This is a genomic window from Kitasatospora sp. NA04385, assembly GCF_013364235.1.
Lineage (GTDB): Bacteria > Actinomycetota > Actinomycetes > Streptomycetales > Streptomycetaceae > Kitasatospora.
On sequence record NZ_CP054919.1, the window covers coordinates 6,672,788 to 6,690,840 of the forward strand.

Sequence of the window (18,053 nt, forward strand, 5' to 3'; positions counted from 1 at the left end):
GGCGCCGCACCCGGCCCCCACCCGCCGTGCGGCGCCGCCCACCACCCGACCCGCCGCGACCCGAAGAGGTGCCATGACCCCCCGCCCCGCCCCCCGCAGACCCCGCCGAGCCCGGCAGGCCGCCGCCACCGCCGTCGTCCTCGCCGCCGCCGGACTGGCCCCCGCCGGACTGGCCCCCGCCCCGGCCCTGGCCGCAGGGACCGCCGACGCGCCGGGCGCCGTCGCCGTCGCCGGAGACCTCGACCACCTCCTCGGCTGCCCCGGCGACTGGTCCCCCGACTGCGACCAGGCCCAGATGACCCGCCGCGGCGACGGCACCTGGTCCCTCTCCGCGCGCCTCCCGGCCGGCACCTACTCCTACAAGGCCGCCCTCGACAAGGGCTGGGCCGTCAACTACGGCCTCAACGCGGCCCCCGGCGGAGCGAACATCCCCCTCGCCGTGCCCGCGGGCGGCGCGGAGGTCACCTTCCTCTACGACCCGGCCACCCACTGGATCACCGACACCCTCAACACCGCCGTGGTCACGGCAGGGGGCGACTTCCTCCCCGCGCTCGGCTGCGCCCCCGGCGCCACCGACTGCCTGGCGGCCTGGCTCACCGACCCCGACGGCGACGGCCTGGCCACCTTCACCACCACCGCGCTCCCCGCCGGCACCTACCACGCCAAGGCCGCCCTCGGCCTGCCCGCCGCCCCCGTCGAGGGCACCGACACCACCTTCACCGTCGCCAAGGACGGAGACGCCACCACCTTCAGCTACACCGCCGCCTCCCGGGTCCTGTCCGTCTACCCCGGCCGGCCCAAGCCCAGCCTCGCCCCCCGCTCCGGCTACTGGCTCACCCCCGACACCATCGCCTGGGACCTCGGCGACAACGCCACCACCGCCAAGACCTTCCAACTTGCCACCGCCCCCGACGGCGGCCTCACCGCGGCCGGCACCGGCATCACCGGCGGCACCGCCATTCCGCTGACCCGCGACCCCAAGGGCCTGAGCGCCGCCCTCAAGGCCGAGTACCCGCACCTGGCCGGCCTCACCGCCCTGCACGTCCCCCGCGAATGGGCCGGCCAGGCCAAGCAGTTGGTGAAGGGCCAGAGCGCCGTCGCCGCCATGGACAACACCGGCAACCTCGTCGCCGCCACCGGCCTGCAGACCGCCGGCGTCCTCGACAGCCTCTACGCCGATCAGGCCGCCCGCGCCGAACTCGGCCCCGTCTTCGACGGCAAGAAGCCCACCCTGTCCCTGTGGGCGCCCACCGCCCAGTCGGTCGGCGTCGAGCTCTACGACACCGCCACCTCCACCGCCTCCCGCACCGTGCCCCTCACCCTCGACGAGAAGACCGGCATCTGGTCCGTCAAGGGCGACAAGAGCTGGAACGGCGCCTACTACCGCTACCAGGTCAAGGTCTGGGCCCCCACCGTCCTGCGCACCGTCACCAACACCGTCACCGACCCCTACTCCCTGGCCCTGTCCGCCGACTCCACGCGCAGCCAGATCGTCGACCTCTCCGACGACGCGCTCGCCCCCCGCGGCTGGGACCGCACCACCTCCCCGAAGGCGATCACCGCCGGGCAGCAGCAGATCCAGGAACTCCACGTCCGGGACTTCTCCGCCGCCGACACCGGGCTGCCCGCCGACGAACGCGGCACCTACCTCGCCTTCACCGACCCGAACTCGGCCGGCATGAAGCACCTCGAGGACCTCGTCGCCGCCGGTGTCACCACCGTCCAGATCCTGCCCGCCTTCGACTTCGCCGGTACCGCCGAGAAGCGCGCCGACCAGGCCGCCCCCGCCTGCGACCTGCCCGCCATGGCGCCGGACTCCGACCGGCAGCAGGCCTGCGTCGCCGCCACCCAGGCCCGCGACGCCTACAACTGGGGCTACAACCCCCTCCACTTCACCGTCCCCGAAGGCTCCTACGCCACCGCCCCCGACGGCGCCGCCCGCACCGTCCAGTTCCGGCAGATGGTCCAGGCCCTCCACCAGGCCGGCCTGCGCGTCGTCATGGACGTCGTCTACAACCACACCGCCGCCTCCGGCCAGGACCCCGACTCCGTCCTCGACCGGATCGTCCCCGGCTACTACCAGCGCCAGGACGCCAACGGCACCGTCACCCGCGACAGTTGCTGCGCCGACACCGCCCCCGAGAACGCGATGATGAACAAGCTCGTCGTCGACTCCGTCACCACCTGGGCCAGGCAGTACCACATCGACGGATTCCGCTTCGACCTCATGGGCCTGGACCCCAGGCAGACCATGCTCGACGTCAAGGACTCCCTCGCCCGCCTCACCCCGCACCGCGACGGCATCGACGGCAAGGCCACCACCCTGTACGGCGAAGGCTGGAACTACGGCACCGTCGCCGACGGCGCCCGCTTCGTCCAGGCCACCCAGGCCAACCTGGCCGGCACCGGCATCGGCACCTTCAACGACCGCCTGCGCGACGGCGTCCGCGGCGGCGGCCCCTCCGACGACGACCCCCGCGAGCAGGGCTTCGCCACCGGCCAGTACACCGACCCCAACGGCGCCGCCCTCAACGGCACCACCGCCCAGCAGAAGAACGAACTGCTGCACGACATGGACCTCGTCAAGCTCGGCCTCACCGGCAACCTGAAGGACTACACCTTCACCACCAGCGACGGCACCCGCCGCAAGGGCTCCCAGATCGACTACCACGGCACCCCCGCCGGCTACACCGCCGACCCCGGCGAAGCCGTCAGCTACGTCGACGCCCACGACAACCTCGCCCTCTACGACGCCCTCGCCTACAAGCTCCCCGCCGCCACCACCCCCACCGAACGCGCCCGCGCCCAGGCCCTCGCCCTCGCCACCACCACCCTCGCCCAGGGCCCCGCCATGGCCCAGGCCGGCACCGACCTGCTGCGCTCCAAGTCCCTCGACGGCGACTCCTACGACAGCGGCGACTGGTTCAACTCCATCCACTGGGACTGCACCCAGGGCAACGGCTTCGGCCACGGCCTCCCCCTGGCCGGCTCCGGCCGGAACCAGAACCAGTGGGCCCTCGCCAAGCCCCTGCTCGCCGACCCCGCCCTCACCCCGACCTGCGCCCAGACCCGGGCCACCACCGCCCAGTACCAGCAGTTCCTGCAGATCAAGCGCTCCAGCCCCCTGTTCTCCCTCCCCACCGCCCGCGACGTCCAGCAGCGCCTGAGCTTCCCCCTGTCCGGCACCCCCGCCGAGACCCCCGGCGTCATCACCGAACACCTCGACGGCCGCGGCCTGAACACCTACCGCTCCATCACCGTCGTCTACAACGCCACCCCCGCCACCCGGACCCAGACCCTGCCCGCCCTCGCCGGCACCCGCCAGAGCCTCCACCCCGTCCAGGCCCGCGGCACCGACCCGACCGTCCAGCAGTCCGCCTACGACCCGAGGACCGGTACCTTCACCGTCCCCGCCCACACCGTCGCCGTCTTCGTCCAGCAGTAACCCCGCCCGGCAGTAACCCCGCCCAGCAGTAACCCCGCGGGCCTACTGCCGCATTCGAAGGCGGCACGCGCTACGGCCCCCGCTCAGCGGCTGATCGAGAGGGCGAAGGGCGTGAACCCGCTGGAGCGGATGACGTGCGGGACGAACAGGATCGCGGCCTCGGTGGCGCGGGCGGTCTCGATGCCGCCGAGGTCGGTGATCCAGTCCTGCTGCCAGCCGAGGTCGGTGAGCAGTGCGCGGACGGCCTGCTTGGCCCGGGGGTCGTCGCCGGAGAGGAAGGCGGTGGGCGCCTGGGCGAGGGCGGCGGGGGCGGTCATCACCGGGAAGAGCATCGTGTTGAGCGTCTTGACGACGTGCGTTCCGGGGAGCGCCTCCTGGAGCCGCTCGGCCAGGCTGGAGCCGGGGTAGACCAGGTCGGCGGGCAGTCCGTCCGGTCCGTCGGTGGTGGCGTTGGAGACGTCGACGAGGATCTTGCCGCGCAGTTCCCCGCGCAGGGCGGTGAGCCGCTCCAGCGAGCCGGCGCCGGGGGTGGCGTTGATGACGACCTCGGCGGTGCGGGCGGCGTCGGCGGCGGCGCCCGGCGCGCGGTCCACCGCGGTCACCCGGTGGCCCGCCCGGACGAGGGCCCGGGCGAGGTTGCCGCCGACGCGGCCGTTTCCGAGAACGGCGATCGTGGTCATGGGATTCGGTTCCCTTCGGGGGTGCGGACGGTGGCGCGGGGTCAGCGGGAGAGCGTGGTGACGGCCGGGGCATGGACGCCGGGCGCGGCGGCCAGGAAGCTGTCGCTCTCCGGGGTCCAGGGGCGGCCCTCGGCGTCGGAGACCTGCCCGCCCGCCTCGGTGACGAGCAGCGCCCCGGGCAGCAGGTCGGCGCGGGCACCGGCGAACTGCCAGAAGGCGTCGATCCGGCCGGCGGCCACGTTCAGCAGGTGCAGGGTCGCGGGCACGGAGGTGCGCACCACGAGCGCGTCGAGCAGCATCGCGGTGATCGCGGAGCCGGTGCGCCGCACGACCTCTTCGTCCTCGTCCGGCCTGGCCTGGCTGGTGGCCACCAGGCTCAGGCCGAGGTCGGTGGTCCGGGACACCTTTAGCGGGCGGCCGTCCAGGTGGGCGCCCGCGCCGGTGAGCGCGGTGTAGGTCTCGCCGGTCAGCGGCAGGTGGACCGCGGTGAGCACCGGCCGGTTGTCGCGCACGAGGGTGGCGGTCACCGCCCAATCGGGCAGGGCGTGCAGGTGGTTGACGTTGCCTTCGGCCGGGTCCACGACCCACCACTCGCCGGGGGGCAGGGCTCCGCCCGCGAGTTCGTCCGCCACGAAGCGGGCGTCCGGGCGGAGGCGGGCGAGGGCGGGGCGCAGGACCTCCAGGACCGCGGCGTCGTTGGCGGCCAGCGCGTCCATCAGCTCCGCGCGGGTCCGGTGCGGGACCACGTCGCCGAAGCGCTCCCGCAGCACCGCGCCCGCCGCGCGCACGGCGTCGGCGGTCCGGGCCAGCAGGTCGGCGCCGGGTGCGGTGCCGGTGGGCACGGCGTCGGTGGGTGCGGCGGTTTCGGCCGTCCGGATCGGCTCGGACATGGCGGTGCTCCTGTCTGTGGAGGGGGGATCAAGCGGATCGGGCGAACCGTGCTCCGTTCTCGCCTGCGTTTCGAAGGTAGAGGGGCCGATCGTTAACCTCAAGTGCATGTTGTTCACTGCTGGGATGACTCCCGTGCAATTGAACGTGCCGCCTTCCCGCGCCGCCCGGTGAGCCCCCGGAGCACTACCGGCCGGAGGCGTCCGGAGCGGTGAACAGGCCCCGGAGGGTCCGGGTCGCCAGGTCGAGCAGCCAGGTGTGGGCGGGGTCGTCGTCGTAGCGCCGGTGCCAGAGCAGGTAGAGCGGCACGGGTGGCAGGTCGAACGGCAACGGCAGTACGGTCAGGCCGAGTTGGTCGCGGGCCGAGCGGGTGACCGCTTCGGGGAGGGTCACCACGACGTCGGTGTCGCGGGCGAGTTGCAGCGCGGTGTCCGTCGCGGGGGCGGAGACGGTGACGCGGCGCTCGTGGCCGAGGGCGGCGACGGCCTCGTCGACCCGGTCGCGCAGGCTCCCGCGCCGGGAGACGGTCACGTGCTCGGCCGCCGCGTACCTCGCGACGGTCACCGGCCCCTCGGTGAGCGGGTGGCCCGCCCGGACCGCGAGGACGATCCGGTCCCGGCCGATGAGGCGGTGCCGGATGTCGGGCTGGGACGGCGGCGCGGCACTGGAGGCCACGTCGACCTCCCCGCGACGCAGCTCGGGGGTGTCGTGGCCGGGCTCGACCGTGAGCCGGATCTTCGCCTTCGGGGCCTGGCGGTGCATCGCGGCGACGAGGGCGGTCCCGCAGGCGGTGGTGAGGGCGTCGTGCAGGCGGACGGTGAACACCCGCTCCAGCCCGGCCAGGTCGAGGTCCGTACGGGCGGACAGCAGTTGGTGGGCCTGCTGCACCAGGACGTGGACCTCGGTGCGCATGGCCAGGGCGCGCGGGGTGGGCGTCATGTGCCGTCCGGTGCGGACCAGGATCTGGTCGCCGGTGGCCTTGCGGATGCGGCCCAGCGAGCGGCTCATCGCCGGCGCGGTGACGTGCAGCCGCTCCGCGGCCCCGGCCACGCTGCCCTCCTCCAGCAGCGCGTCCAGGGCCGTGAGCAGGTTCAAGTCCAGTTGCATGGCGGTGACTATACGAGCGGGGATCATGCGCCTGCCGTGAGGCTCCGCCCGCCCGGCGGCGCCCGGGGCGGGCGGGGCCGTCGGGTGGCCAATTCGGCTCGGCGGGAAGGTGGTTGTGGCCGTCCTCGCCCCTGTGCTTTGATCGATCAAAGCATCGGGGATCCTCCCTCGCCGTCCGAGAGGCGCACCATGCCCGCAGCAGTCATCACCGGAGGGACGGACGGCATCGGCCGCGCCCTCGCCGACACCTACCTGGACCGGGGGTACGACGTCCTGGTGATCGGCACCAACGAGGCCAAGGGCGAGGCGTTCCTGAGCGCCGCGGCCGGGCGCGGCACCGCCGGGCGGCCCCGCTTCCTCACCGCCGACCTCGGCCTGGTCGCCGAGAACCGCCGGATCGCCGCCCGGATCGCCGAGCTGCACCCCGTCCTCGACCTGCTGGTCCTCGGCGCCCGCTACCACCGCTCCACCCGGGCCGAGACCGCCGACGGCTTCGAGGGCAACTTCGCGCTCCACTACCTCAGCCGCTACCTGCTCGGCCACGGCACGGCCGAACTGCTCCGCCGTGCCGACCACCCGACCGTCCTCAACTTCGGCGGCTCCGGTCAGACCGGACCGGTCCGCTGGCACGACCTGCAACTGCGCCAGGACTATCCCGGCACCGGCGCGCTCGGCCACGGCGGCTCGCTCTGCGACCTGCTCGGCACGCACTTCGCCGAACTCCACCCCGACGTCCACTACGTGCTCAACCACCCCGGGGTGGTGGCCACCAGCTTCGCCGGTGAGTACGACCCGGCGACCGCCGCGCACGTCGACCGGCTGCGGGTCCTCGGCAAGCCGGTCTCGGCGGCCGTCGCCCAGATCCTGCCCCACCTCGACTCCCCGGCCACCGGGCTGACCGCCGTCCTGGAGGGCCGGGAGGTGCCGACGTCCGGTCCGGCGTTCGACCCGGCGGACGGCCGACGGCTGCACGGGATCACCGAGGAGCTGCTGGCCGGTCTGCCGCGCTGACGCTCCGGCGGGGCGGACCGGCCGTGGGAGGACGGGTCGGACGGGTCGGACGGCGGGTCAGGCGGCGGGCGTCCGCAGTTCGGAGCGGGCCAGGGCCGTCACCGACAGCAGCAGTACCGCCGTGCCCAGCAGCGCCGCCGGGGTCAGCGGCTCGTCCAGCACCGCCGCGGCGAACACGGTGGCGCTGAGCGGTTCGATCAGCGCCACCACCGAGGCCGTCGCCGCCCGGATCACCGCCGCGCCCGCGAAGTACAGCGCGTACGCCAGCGCGGTCGGCACGGTGGCCAGGTAGCCGAGCAGCAGCAGGGTCGAGGGCAGCGCGCCGGTGGACGGCAGCGCGCCCTCGGCCAGCGCGAACGGGAACAGGCACACCGCGCACACCCCGAACGACCACAGGGTGGTGAGCGCCGGGTCGTCGGCGGCGCCGGTGCGCGCGGCCCGGTGGCGGGTGGCCACGGTGATCGACGCGTAGCCCGCCGCCGAGGCCAGCGCCCAGCCCAGGCCCGCCGGTTCGACCCCGCCCGAGCCGCCGCCGCCCAGCACCAGCACGCCCAGGCCGAGCACCGCCCCGGCCACCGCGGCCAGCCCGGCCCGGCCCAGCCGCTCGTTCATCAGCAGCCGCCCGCCGAGCGCCACCAGCACCGGCGCCGACCCCAGCGTCACCACGGTGGCCACGGCCAGCCCGGTGTGCCGGACGGCCAGGAAGTACGCGGCCTGGAACAGCGTCAGCCCCAGGCCGTTGAGCAGGATTCGCCCGGCGGCGGGGCGCCGCGCCGGGCGGCCCTCGGCGAAGGGGCGCCCCTTGGTGAACGGGCGCAGTGCCAGCAGCACCGCCGCGCCGCCGACCGAGCGCCAGAAGGTCAGCGCGAGCGGGCCCAGGCCGCTGCGCTGGAACAGCAGCGCGGCCGCCGCCCCGGCGGTGCCCCAGGCGGTGGCGGCGAGGGCGACGTACAGCAGGCCCCGCCGCGCGGGCAGGGCGGAGGAATGCAACGAGAACACGGGTGGACTCCCGGAAAGCCGTCATGGTCGGTGGGCTGCGGAAGCGGGCAGCACCGACCGGCCCGGGGCGGACGTCCACGGAGGGGACGGGCCCGGGCGGGCTCAGGAAGTGGCCGGCCGCCCGCTCAGCGAGCGGGAGGGGGCAGGACGCCGTGATGCATGCCCGCCACTGTACGAGACAGGGACGGGAACGGGAACGGGTGCGGGAACGGGCGCGGACCCGGGTCGGCGGGCCCGGGCCCGGGCGCTCACCGGGTCGGCGCGAGGGTGGCGACCAGGTCGGGGGCGGTGAGGCGGCGCAGGGCGTCCGGCGCGGCGTCCAGTTGGCCCGGGTACAGGCGGTACAGCTCGCCGTGCAGGCCCGCCGCGGCGGGCAGGTCGGCCTCCAGCAGGGCGAGGAAGGCGCGCCGGCCGGCCAGCAGGTCGGGCAGCGGCCCGGTGACCGGCGGCCCGTCCGGGGCGTGCAGCAGGCGCAGCCGCTCGGCGAACCCGCCGCGCTCCTCGCCGGGTTCGCGCCGCCAGCGGCGGACGGTGCCGTCCAGGCCGCGCACCAGCACCTCGCCGGTGGTGTGGGCGGCCCGGGCGCAGGCCACGTCCCACAGGGTGGCGCGCCGGTCCGGGGCGAAGTGGTCGAGGACGTCGCCGCACAGCGCGGCCAGCTCGTCCCGGTGCCGGGCGACGCTGTGGTAGCCGCCCGCGGCCGCGGTGTTGAGGTCGGTCCAGGTGAAGCGGCGCTCCGCCAGGTCGACGACCAGCGGGACGGACACCTTGGCGTCCCCGGTCAGGTCCATCCGCTGGCGGACGGCCCGGGCCGACAGTGGACCGCCGCCCGGACGGCCGTCGTCGATCCCGGCGAAACCGGTGAACGCCTCCGGGAGCCGGTCGAAGGACACGTCGTTGTAGCTGAACACGACCATCACCGCGTAGCGCGCCCCGGCGGCCTCCAGCGCGGCGAGGTCCAGGTCGACGAACTCGCTGGCGCCCTTCGGCGGCGGGGCCGAGACGTAGTCGCCGGAGTGCACGGCCGCGCGCCGCCCGAACGTCAACTGCGTGTAGTCGCACCGGCCCCGGGCGTTCCAGTCGGCGTCGTACAGGGCCACCGACAGGTCCAGGTCGACGCGCTGGTGGTGCGGCTGCACCCAGTGCAGGAACAGCCGCAGCCGCTCGCCCGGCGGCAGCGGCAGCAGGCTGCCGCGCGGCACCGACACCAGGGCGCGGGACGCCGAGCGCTCCGCGAACGGCACCGACATGCCGGTCAACGCCTCGTCCAGCAGGGCGACTTCGGGCGGTTCGGGCAGCGTCGCGGCGGACCGCCGGAGCAGCTCGGCCTCGATCGCGGCGACCACCGGGGCGCTCAGCGCGGCCGGGACGACGGTGCCGTGGTCCTCCCGCCCGTGCGCCAACGAGACCAGTCCGCGCGGGAAGTAGAGCCGCCGCTCGCCCGCGGTGCGCGGCCCGCGCAGCCGGCCGTAGGCGCCGAGCAGCGGCCCCGGGCCGACCCGGGGCAGCGCCCGGGCGAGCGCCGCCGACAGCTCGGCGGGCGGCGGCGTGCCGGGCGCCATGATCGTGTGCACCCGCAGCAGGTGGTGCAGGTGGCGCACCAACTCGCCCGGCCGGTGCGTGAGTTCGGCCAGCGCGCCGGGAACGTCGCCGATCGCGAGCAGGCCCTCCACCCGGGCGGCGAACCCGGTGTGCGCCACCCGGCGGCCGCGCACCCGCTCCACCCGCAGCGGCGCGGGCGGCTCGGCGAGGCCGGGGGCGGTGGTGGCGGCGTCCAGGTCGGTGCCGCGCAGCAGCGCGAACGCCGCCGCTGCGGACGGGAATCGACGGCCGAACTCGAACGGGTGCAGCAACTCGCCGACGCGCAGCCAGGGTTCGCGGTGGCGGCGGAGGTCCTCGGCCAGCGAGGCGGTCGGCAGCGCGTCCAGCACGCCCAGCAGGCCGCGGCGCAGCGGCCGCGGCAGGTTGCGCAGCCGCAGCGTCCGGGCGGTGGCCGGGAGCAGGTCCGGCTCGGCGCCCGAGTGCGCCCACAGCAGGCGCAGCACGTCGGTGGCGGTGGTGAGCCGCTCGGCCAGTACCGGCAGCGCCGACGCGCCCTGGCGGCGCAGCAGTTCGGCCAGCGCCAGCGCCTTGGTCTCGCGGACCGGGACCTCGTCGGGCAGCAGCGCCGCCAGGTCCGCCGGGGCGTGCGCGAGCAGGGTGGCCAGGTCGTCGCGGTCCTGCGGGTTCAGCGGCGTGCGGCGGGTCAGCAGGCCGGTCAGCTCGGCCAGCGCGGCCGTGGTCTCGTCCTGGTTCAGCAGCCGCAGCGGGCGCAGCACCGAGCCGCGCGGCTCCCGGGGTTCCGGGTCCCCCTTGCGCGGCGGGGCCTGCTCGCGCACGGCCGCGCGCCGGCCGCCGAACAGGAACGGGTGGACGGCCAGCGCCGTTCCGCAGGACGGGCAGTGCGGCGCGCCGTCCTGCCCGTCCAGGCAGTCCGGGCACAGCAGGTGCGCGCACGGGGCGAGCAGGCCGATGCCGACCTCCGCGCCGCGCCGCCCGCACCGGGCGCACGGCTGGTGCGGCTGGCCGCGCAGGAACGCCTGCATCCGGCGGCTGTGGTGCAGGTGCGCGATCTCCGGCACCGCGTCCGGGAAGCGGCGGAACAGCGGGGTGTGCTCGCGGTGGGTGCCCAGCAGGTGGTCGATCCGGGCGAGCAGCGCGCCGCCCAGCTCGGCCAGCCGCAGCGGCGCCAACCGGGCCAGTGCGGACCGCAGTTCGACGGTCAGCAGGTAGCCGCGGTTCGCCAGGTCGGCGTCCAGCGCGGTCAGCCCGCGCAGGCTCCACGGGTCGGCGGCGGGCAGCAGGGCGGCCGGGTCCACCGCGACGGCGGTGCGGCGGCGGAGCAGGAAGGAGCCGAGGTCGAGGTCGACACGGACGTCGAACGTCACCGGGATGGCTCGGGGCATGCGGAAGGAACCCCCGGGGGAGGCGGAAGACGAAGGAGCGGGCGGAGAGGGGGCGCGCTGGTTCTTTTCGGAAAAGGGAGAAGGAAGCACGCCGCGGAGCCGCCCGCGACCGCCACCCTAGGGCCGACGCGCGGCGCGCACCAACGAATTAACCGGCCGTCGGCTCCGGGGCCGGACCGGCCGCCGCGTCGAACAGCTCCCAGCCGTCGACCTCCACCACCCCGGGCCGCCCGGGGGGCCAACCGCGGGCGAGCGCCGCCTCCAGCAGCGCCCGGACGGTGCCCGGCTCGTGCAGGTTCAGCCACCGCCCGCCGGTGCCGACCGACCCGGAGGGCGTCCACCCGTCCGGGACCAGCCGGTCGGGCCCGGGGCGGAAGACGAGCCGGAGCCGGTTCGACCGCCCTTCGGGACACAGCGACAGGGTCTCCGCGCAGCCCGGACCGCCGCGCGGGGACGGGTCGTGCCGGTGCCCCACCCGCCACCGGTAGCGGTGGCCGTCGGGAGTGACGAGCAGGCGCAGGGCGCGGTCGCGGCGGGGCACCGGGACTCAGCCCTCCCCGGAAGCGCTGCTGGGTTCGGGGGCGCCAGGTTCGAAGGCGCCGGGCGAGGTGAGGCCGCGCCGGAAGGCGGCGAAGTCCGGGGCGAGCGGCTGCTCCGCGGCGAACTCGGCGTCGTACCAGGTGACGGCGGGCTCACCGGCCGGGCCGCAGCGGCGGTAGTCGAGCGCGATCCAGTGGTGGCCGTCGCCGGATATCGGGACCAGGCCGGTCGGCAGGCCCCACTCGGCGGCCAGGTAGGGGCCGTCGAGCAGCGACAGCGGCACCTGCGGATGGCGGCCCGCGCCGTGCAGCAGGTCGAACGGGACGTGGTCGGGCGCCCAGGAGGTCGGCCGGTCGGTGCGGAAGGCGGAGCACCCGTCCGCGACGAGCCCGCCGTCCTGTTCGCGCAGCAGGGCGAGCAGGGCGGCGGGCAGTGCGACGCCGAGCAGGCGTTCGGCGGCCAGCCGGTCCGGCTCGGTGAGCGGCGGCGGTGCGGGACGGTCCACGTCCCAGAACGGGCGGGGGAGGTTCACGGGCCAAGGGTAGGGCGTACCCCCGACGGCCCCGCACCCCGCCGCCGCCCGCGCCGTCGCGACTGTCCGGCCGTCGCCGGGCTGCGGCCGGGCCGTTGCCGCGGTCGGGCCGTTGCCGCGGTCGGGTTCCGTACCGAGGTCGGGCCCCGCGCCGTCGTCGGCTGCCGCCGCCGTCCGGCTGCTGCCGCCGCCGTTCGCCGCGACCGTCCGCCGTCCCGTTCCGTCCCGACCGTCCGGCCGCCGTCGCCGTCCGTTCGGTTGGTGGGCGGGTGGGGCTCAGGCCGGGTAAGCGTGGGTCTGGGTGGCCTTGACGGCGGCCCAGACCCGGGTGCCGGGGGTCAGGTCGAGTTCGGCGGCGGCGGTGGGGGTGAGGTCGGCGGCGAGCGGGAGGGGGCCGGTGAGGTCGACCCGGAAGCGGTCGCCGTGCAGGTCGAGACCGGCGACGGTGCAGGGGAAGAGGTTGCGGGCGCTGGTCTCGGGGCGGTGCCGGTGCAGGGTGACCGCGTCGGGCGGGAAGGCGACGAAGGCGGGGCCGGTCAGCTCCTCGTCGGTGGCCAGCACCTGGCCCTCCGGGAGGGTGACCCGGCGGCCGTCGGCGGTGCCCTGGTACAGGTTGAGGCCGACCAGGCGGGCGATGTAGTCGGTGCGCGGGTGCCGGGCCACCTCGGCGGGCAGGCCGCTCTGCACGACCCGCCCGCCCTCGATGACGACCAGCCGGTCGGCGAGCACCATGGCGTCCAGCGGGTCGTGCGTGACCAGCACCGCGACGGCCTCGAACTCGGCGAGATGGCGCCGCAGTTCGGCCCGCACGTCGAGCCGGGTGCGGGCGTCCAGCGCGGCCAGCGGCTCGTCCAGCAGCAGCAGCCGGGGCCGCACGGCCAGCGCCCGGGCCAGCGCGACGCGCTGGGCCTGGCCGCCGGAGAGCTTCGCGGGGCGGCGCCCGGCGTGCTCGGCCAGGCCCATCCGCTCCAGCCAGGGCAGCGCCTCGGCCCGGGCGGCGGCCTTGCGCAGGCCCCGGGAGCGCGGGCCGAAGGCGACGTTGTCGAGCGCGGACAGGTGCGGGAAGAGCAGGTAGTCCTGGAAGACCACGCCGATCGGCCGCTGCTCGGCGGGCCGGAACACACCGTCGGCGGGGGAGTCCAGCGGCGTGCCGTCCAGCCGCAGGTGCCCGTCGGTCAGCGGCAGCAGCCCGGCCAGCGCGCGCAGCGCGGTCGACTTCCCGGCGCCGTTCGGGCCGAGCAGGGCCAGCACCTCGCCGGGCTCGGCGGCCAGCGGCACGTCCAGGGTGAACGCGCCCCGGGAGACGGTCAGTCGGGCGTCCAGGGCGGGGGCGTCCGGGGCGGCCTTCGTGGCGGTGACGGGAGGGTTCACGGGGTGGACATCCAGCGGTCGCGCAGCCCGGCGAGGACCGCGACGGAGACGGCGAGCAGGATCAGGCTCAGGGCGATCGCCGCCTCCGGGTCGGACTCCATGGCCAGGTAGACGGCCAGCGGCATGGTCTGGGTGCGGCCGGGGAAGTTCCCGGCGAAGGTGATGGTGGCGCCGAACTCACCCAGCGCCCGGGCCCAGGCCAGCACCGCGCCCGCCCCGATGCCCGGGGCGACCAGCGGCAGGGTGACCCGGCGGAACGCGGTCAGCCGGGAGGCGCCCAGGGTGGCGGCGGCCTCCTCGTAGCGCGGGTCGGCGGCCCGCAGCGCGCCCTCGACGCTGATCACCAGGAACGGCATCGCGACGAAGGCCTCGGCGACCACCACGCCGGTGGTGGTGAACGGCAGGGTGACGCCCGTCCAGGCGTCCAGCCAGCGGCCGACGATGCCGTTGCGGCCCAGCACCAGCAGCAGCGCCACGCCGCCGACCACCGGGGGCAGCACCAGCGGCAGCGTGACCAGGGCGCGCACCAGGCGCCGGCCGGGGAACTCGGTGCGGGCCAGCAGCCAGGCCAGCGGCACGCCCAGCACCAGCGCGACGCCGGTGGCCAGCGTCGCCGAGAGCAGCGAGAGCTTGAGCGCCTGCCACACCTCGGGGCCGGTCAGCAGCTCGGGCAGCGCGCTCCACGGGGCCCGGACCAGCATGCCCAGCAGCGGCAGGACCAGGAAGGCCAGGCCGAGCAGCGCGGGCAGCAGCAGCGCGGCCGGGACCCGCCCGGCCCCCCGGGGCCGCCGCCGGCCCCGGGGGTGTGGTGCGGTGGTGGTGCGGGGGTCCTCCGGCGTCACGGCGCCTGGAAGCCGGCGTCGGTGAGCACCCGCCGGGCGTCCGCGGAGCCGATGTAGCCGAGGAAGGCGGCCGCGCCGTTGGCGTTGGGCGCCTTGGCCAGGGTGGCGATCGGGTAGTCGTTGACCGCCTGCGCGGCCTCCGGGAAGTTCACGCCCTCGATCTTCGCGGCGTCGGCCTTCACGTCGGTCTGGTACACCAGCGAGGCGTCGACCTCGCCCAGCTCGACCTTGGTCAGGGCGCCCTTGACGTCCTGCTCGTAGGTGACCGGGGTGAGCTCCACGCCGGCCGCCTTGAGCGCGGTGACGGCGGCGGCGCCGCACGGCACCTCCTTGGCGCACAGCGCGGTCTTGACGCCCTTGAGGTCCTTCAGCCCGGCGATGTTCTTCGGGTTGCCCTTGGCGACCGCGATCTCCAGGGTGTTGCGGACGAACACCGTCGGGTCGCCGCCGGTCAGCTTGGCGTCGGTGACGGTCTTCATGGTGGCGGGGCTGGCCGCGGCGAACACGTCGACCGGCGCGCCGGAGACGATGTTCTGGGCGAGCGCGGAGGAGCCGCCGAAGTTGAAGGTCACCGTGGTGCCCGGGTAGGCCGCCTCGAAGCGCTTGCCCAGCTCGGTGAAGGACTCCTTCAGCGAGGCGGCCGCGAACACCGTGATGGTGCCCTTGACCTCGGGCCGGGCCGGGGCGGAGTCGGTGCTGACGGTGCCGCCGCCGCCGGAGCTGCTGCAGGCGGTCAGCCCGGCCGCGAGGGCGAGGACGGCGGAGGCGGCGAGGAGTCGTCTGACGCTGCGCATGGATGGTTTCCCCTGGTCGTGTGGGCGGTGGCGGGAGAGGGTGGGGACGTGATCAGGCGATCATAGTGCCGCAACTGCGGGGGGCGAGACAGCTGTCTCATCGCACAAGCGACCTTAAGGCGAACTTAAGGGCTGCATGTGCGATACCTCAAGCCCCTCCGGGGCCGCACCCGGGCGGATCCTCGCCCGCCGCCGTCGTCCGCGGGATACTGACGGAGTTTCAGCGAGCCGCCGCAGCAAGGCGGTTCGACCACCGACGGAGGGGGATCCCCATGGTCGCCACCACCGCCCGCCCGCCCGGCCCGACCGGCCTGCCGCTGATCGGCTCGCTGCTCGATCTCAAGCGCGACGCGCTCGCCACCTACCTCGCCGCCCACCGCGACCACGGCGACGTGGTCCGCATCCAGGCCGGCCCGCCCGGCCTGCGGGCCGAGATCTGGATGGCCTTCTCGCCCGAGGCCGCGCAGCAGGTGCTCGCCACCGACGCGGCCAACTTCCGCAAGGACAACGTCTTCTACGGCGAGATCCGGGAGAGCTTCGGCAACGGCCTGCTCACCTCCCAGGACGCCGACTACCTGCGCCAGCGCCGCCTGGTCCAGCCGCTGTTCACCCGCAAGCGGGTCGACCAGTACGCCGACGCCGTCGGCGCCGAGGCCGAGGCGCTGACCGCCCGCTGGGCCGCCGTCCCCGACGGCACCGTCGACCTCGCCGAGGAGATGAACCGCTTCGCGCTGCGCACCGTCTCCCGCATCCTGTTCGGCCAGGACGTCGAGGAGGCCGTCGAGACCGTCCACCACGCCTTCCCGGTCCTCAACCGCTTCGTCCGCGCCCGCGCGCTCTCCCCGCTGCGGCTGCCCCGCGACTGGCCGCTGCCCGGCCACCGCAGGGCGCTCGCCGCCGAACGCACCCTGTACGAGGTGTGCGACGGCATCATCGCCCGCCGCGCCGCCCAGGGGAACGGCGGGGCGGACGACCTGCTCGGCCTGCTCGCCGACGCCCGCGGCGAGGACGGCGAGCGGCTGGACGCCACCGAACTGCGCGAGCAGGTGCTGATCTTCCTGCTGGCCGGCCACGAGACCACCGCCACCTCGCTGATCTTCGCCCTGCACCTGCTCGGCGCCCACCCCGAGCAGCAGGCCCGGGCCCACCGGGAGGTCGCCGACCTGCTCGGCGACGGCCGCCGCCCCACCGCCGCCGACTACGCCCGGCTCCCGTACCTGACCCAGGTGCTGAAGGAGGCCATGCGGCTCTACCCGGCCGCCCCCGCGATCGGCCGCCGGGCGGTCGCGGACACCGTGATCGGCGGCGTCCGCGTCCCGGCCGGTGCGGACGTCCTGGTCGCCCCGTACGTCACCCACCGCCACCCCGCGCACTGGGAGGACCCGGAGCGCTTCGACCCCGAGCGCTTCACCCCCGAGCGGGAGGCCGCCCGGCACCGCTACGCCTGGTTCCCGTTCGGCGGCGGCCCGCGGGCCTGCATCGGCCAGCACTTCTCGATGCTGGAGTCGGTGCTCGCGCTGGCCGTCCTGCTGCGCGGGTTCGAGGTCACCACGGTCGACCGGGAGGTGCCGCTCGGGCAGGGGATCACCCTGGAACTGCACGGCCCGGCCCGGGTGAAGCTCACCCCGCGCGGCTGATCCGGCCCGCCCCCGCCCCCGCCCGCCCCGGCCCGGGGCGGGCGGCATGCTTCCCCGGGCCCTTTCCCGGGCGTTCGGCCAGGTCGGGAGGGGCGTGGGCGTGACATGGGGCGGTCACACGTCGTCGGACCATTCGAACACACAAGACCCGTGCCGTGTAGTGCTTTTCACATCTTCCGTTGACCATTCATCAGCTCTGGGTAGCGTCCACGATCCCCGGACCACAAGAGCTTGGGCGAGCGGCAGACACCTCTCGCGGGAGGCACCAGATGGGATCGATGGACCACTTCAGTTTCGGCTGGCTCACGCCGGCGCTCTCCTACGCGATGGCCTGCGTCGGCGCCGCCCTCGGCCTGCGCTGCACCCTGCGCGCGCTGTCCGCCACCGGCGCCTCCCGGCGCAACTGGCTGCTCACCGCCGCCGCCGCGATCGGCTCCGGCATCTGGACGATGCACTTCGTCGCGATGTTCGGCTTCACCGTCGACGGCACCGACCTGCGCTACGACGTCCCGCTGACCGTCCTCAGCCTGCTGATCGCGGTCGTCGTGGTCGGCCTCGGCGTGTTCGTGGTCGGGTACGGGCGCCACCGCGGCCGCAGCCTGCTGCTGGGCGGCCTCACCACCGGCGTCGGCGTCGCCGCGATGCACTACCTCGGCATGTCCGCGGTCCGCATCCACGGCGAACTGCGCTACCAGTTCGGCACGGTCGCGCTCTCCGTGCTGATCGCCGTCGGCGCCGCCACCGCCGCGCTCTGGGCCGCCGTCACCATCCGCAACGTGTACGCCGCCGCCGCGGCCGCCCTGGTCATGGGCATCGCGGTCAGCTGCATGCACTACACCGGCATGGCCGCTGTCCACATCCACATGGAACCCGCCCGCACCGGCCTCGGCGGCGCGACCCCCATGCAGTTCGTCTTCCCGCTGGCCGTCGGGCTCGGCTCCTTCCTCTTCCTCACCGCCGCCTTCGTCGCGCTCTCCCCGACCGCGCAGGAGCGCGCCGCCTACCGCGAGGCCGGCGAACTCGCCGTCGAGGACCTCGGCCGCGCCGCCTGAAGCCGCGTTCAACTGCGTCCCGCGCCGCCCGAACCCGCGCCGCCTCAACCCGCGCCGCCTGAAACCGCGTTCAACTGCGCCCCGCGCCGCCCGCCGTCCGCACCCCGGCCCGGACGGCCGCCCGCCGCCACCGCCCCGACGATCCGTAGCCCGAAAGGCCGCCACCCCCATGCGCGCAAGCCGAGGCACCTCCCGCAGCGGACCGCCCGC

General features: G+C 75.5%; 14 protein-coding genes. 4 read left to right on the forward strand and 10 right to left on the reverse strand.

Annotated features, from left to right (window positions below; genetic code table 11):
* The first annotated feature begins 73 nt into the window (after positions 1 to 73).
* Positions 74 to 3,445 (forward strand): pullulanase-type alpha-1,6-glucosidase, encoded by a 3,372-nt coding sequence (pulA, locus tag HUT16_RS29490; protein ID WP_176191088.1) that lies wholly within the window; start codon positions 74 to 76, stop codon positions 3,443 to 3,445.
* 83 nt (positions 3,446 to 3,528) lie between these two features.
* On the opposite strand, the gene HUT16_RS29495 is transcribed toward pulA, so the two are convergent.
* The 3 genes from HUT16_RS29495 to HUT16_RS29505 form a co-directional block, all read right to left on the reverse strand.
* Positions 3,529 to 4,125, reverse strand: coding sequence for an NADPH-dependent F420 reductase (locus tag HUT16_RS29495; RefSeq protein ID WP_176191089.1), 597 nt, complete (start codon positions 4,123 to 4,125; stop codon positions 3,529 to 3,531).
* 41 nt (positions 4,126 to 4,166) lie between these two features.
* Entirely contained in the window at positions 4,167 to 5,015 is an 849-nt protein-coding gene (locus HUT16_RS29500; protein WP_176191090.1) for a 3'(2'),5'-bisphosphate nucleotidase CysQ, read from the reverse strand.
* A 184-nt stretch (positions 5,016 to 5,199) separates the two neighbouring features.
* Positions 5,200 to 6,120: a LysR family transcriptional regulator gene (locus HUT16_RS29505; protein ID WP_176191091.1), complete on the reverse strand. Its 921-nt coding sequence runs from the start codon at positions 6,118 to 6,120 to the stop codon at positions 5,200 to 5,202.
* 189 nt (positions 6,121 to 6,309) lie between these two features.
* Here HUT16_RS29505 and HUT16_RS29510 point away from each other — a divergent pair, with 189 nt between their 5' ends.
* Positions 6,310 to 7,131, forward strand: a complete 822-nt coding sequence (locus HUT16_RS29510) for an SDR family NAD(P)-dependent oxidoreductase (RefSeq protein WP_176191092.1) — start codon at positions 6,310 to 6,312, stop codon at positions 7,129 to 7,131.
* 57 nt (positions 7,132 to 7,188) lie between these two features.
* Here the strand turns inward: HUT16_RS29510 and HUT16_RS29515 are convergent, their stop codons facing one another.
* The 7 genes from HUT16_RS29515 to modA form a co-directional block, all read right to left on the reverse strand.
* Positions 7,189 to 8,130 carry a DMT family transporter gene (locus tag HUT16_RS29515; protein WP_176191093.1) on the reverse strand — a complete coding sequence of 314 codons (942 nt, stop codon included), beginning with the start codon at positions 8,128 to 8,130 and terminating at the stop codon, positions 7,189 to 7,191.
* A gap of 248 nt (positions 8,131 to 8,378) precedes the next feature.
* A complete protein-coding gene (locus tag HUT16_RS29520) occupies positions 8,379 to 11,075 on the reverse strand; it encodes an MXAN_6230/SCO0854 family RING domain-containing protein (protein ID WP_176191094.1) in 2,697 nt (898 codons plus the stop codon).
* A gap of 148 nt (positions 11,076 to 11,223) precedes the next feature.
* Positions 11,224 to 11,616 carry a hypothetical protein gene (locus HUT16_RS29525; protein WP_254898040.1) on the reverse strand — a complete coding sequence of 131 codons (393 nt, stop codon included), beginning with the start codon at positions 11,614 to 11,616 and terminating at the stop codon, positions 11,224 to 11,226.
* A 6-nt stretch (positions 11,617 to 11,622) separates the two neighbouring features.
* A complete protein-coding gene (locus tag HUT16_RS29530; protein ID WP_176191095.1) occupies positions 11,623 to 12,147 on the reverse strand; it encodes an SMI1/KNR4 family protein in 525 nt (174 codons plus the stop codon).
* Between the two features lie 276 nt (positions 12,148 to 12,423).
* Complete coding sequence (locus HUT16_RS29535; RefSeq protein WP_176191096.1) at positions 12,424 to 13,518, reverse strand: ABC transporter ATP-binding protein; 1,095 nt, start codon at positions 13,516 to 13,518, stop codon at positions 12,424 to 12,426.
* Positions 13,515 to 14,360, reverse strand: coding sequence for an ABC transporter permease (locus HUT16_RS29540; protein ID WP_176191097.1), 846 nt, complete (start codon positions 14,358 to 14,360; stop codon positions 13,515 to 13,517). The genes HUT16_RS29535 and HUT16_RS29540 overlap by 4 nt, the downstream gene beginning before the upstream one ends.
* The gene (modA, locus tag HUT16_RS29545; RefSeq protein ID WP_176191098.1) at positions 14,357 to 15,154 is read right to left on the reverse strand and encodes a molybdate ABC transporter substrate-binding protein; all 798 of its coding nucleotides are present in this window, start codon (positions 15,152 to 15,154) and stop codon (positions 14,357 to 14,359) included. Before modA ends, HUT16_RS29540 begins: the two co-directional genes overlap by 4 nt.
* A gap of 272 nt (positions 15,155 to 15,426) precedes the next feature.
* Here modA and HUT16_RS29550 point away from each other — a divergent pair, with 272 nt between their 5' ends.
* Positions 15,427 to 16,791, forward strand: a complete 1,365-nt coding sequence (locus HUT16_RS29550) for a cytochrome P450 (protein WP_176191099.1) — start codon at positions 15,427 to 15,429, stop codon at positions 16,789 to 16,791.
* 269 nt (positions 16,792 to 17,060) lie between these two features.
* Entirely contained in the window at positions 17,061 to 17,843 is a 783-nt protein-coding gene (locus tag HUT16_RS29555) for an MHYT domain-containing protein (protein WP_176191100.1), read from the forward strand.
* Positions 17,844 to 18,053 lie beyond the last annotated feature (210 nt).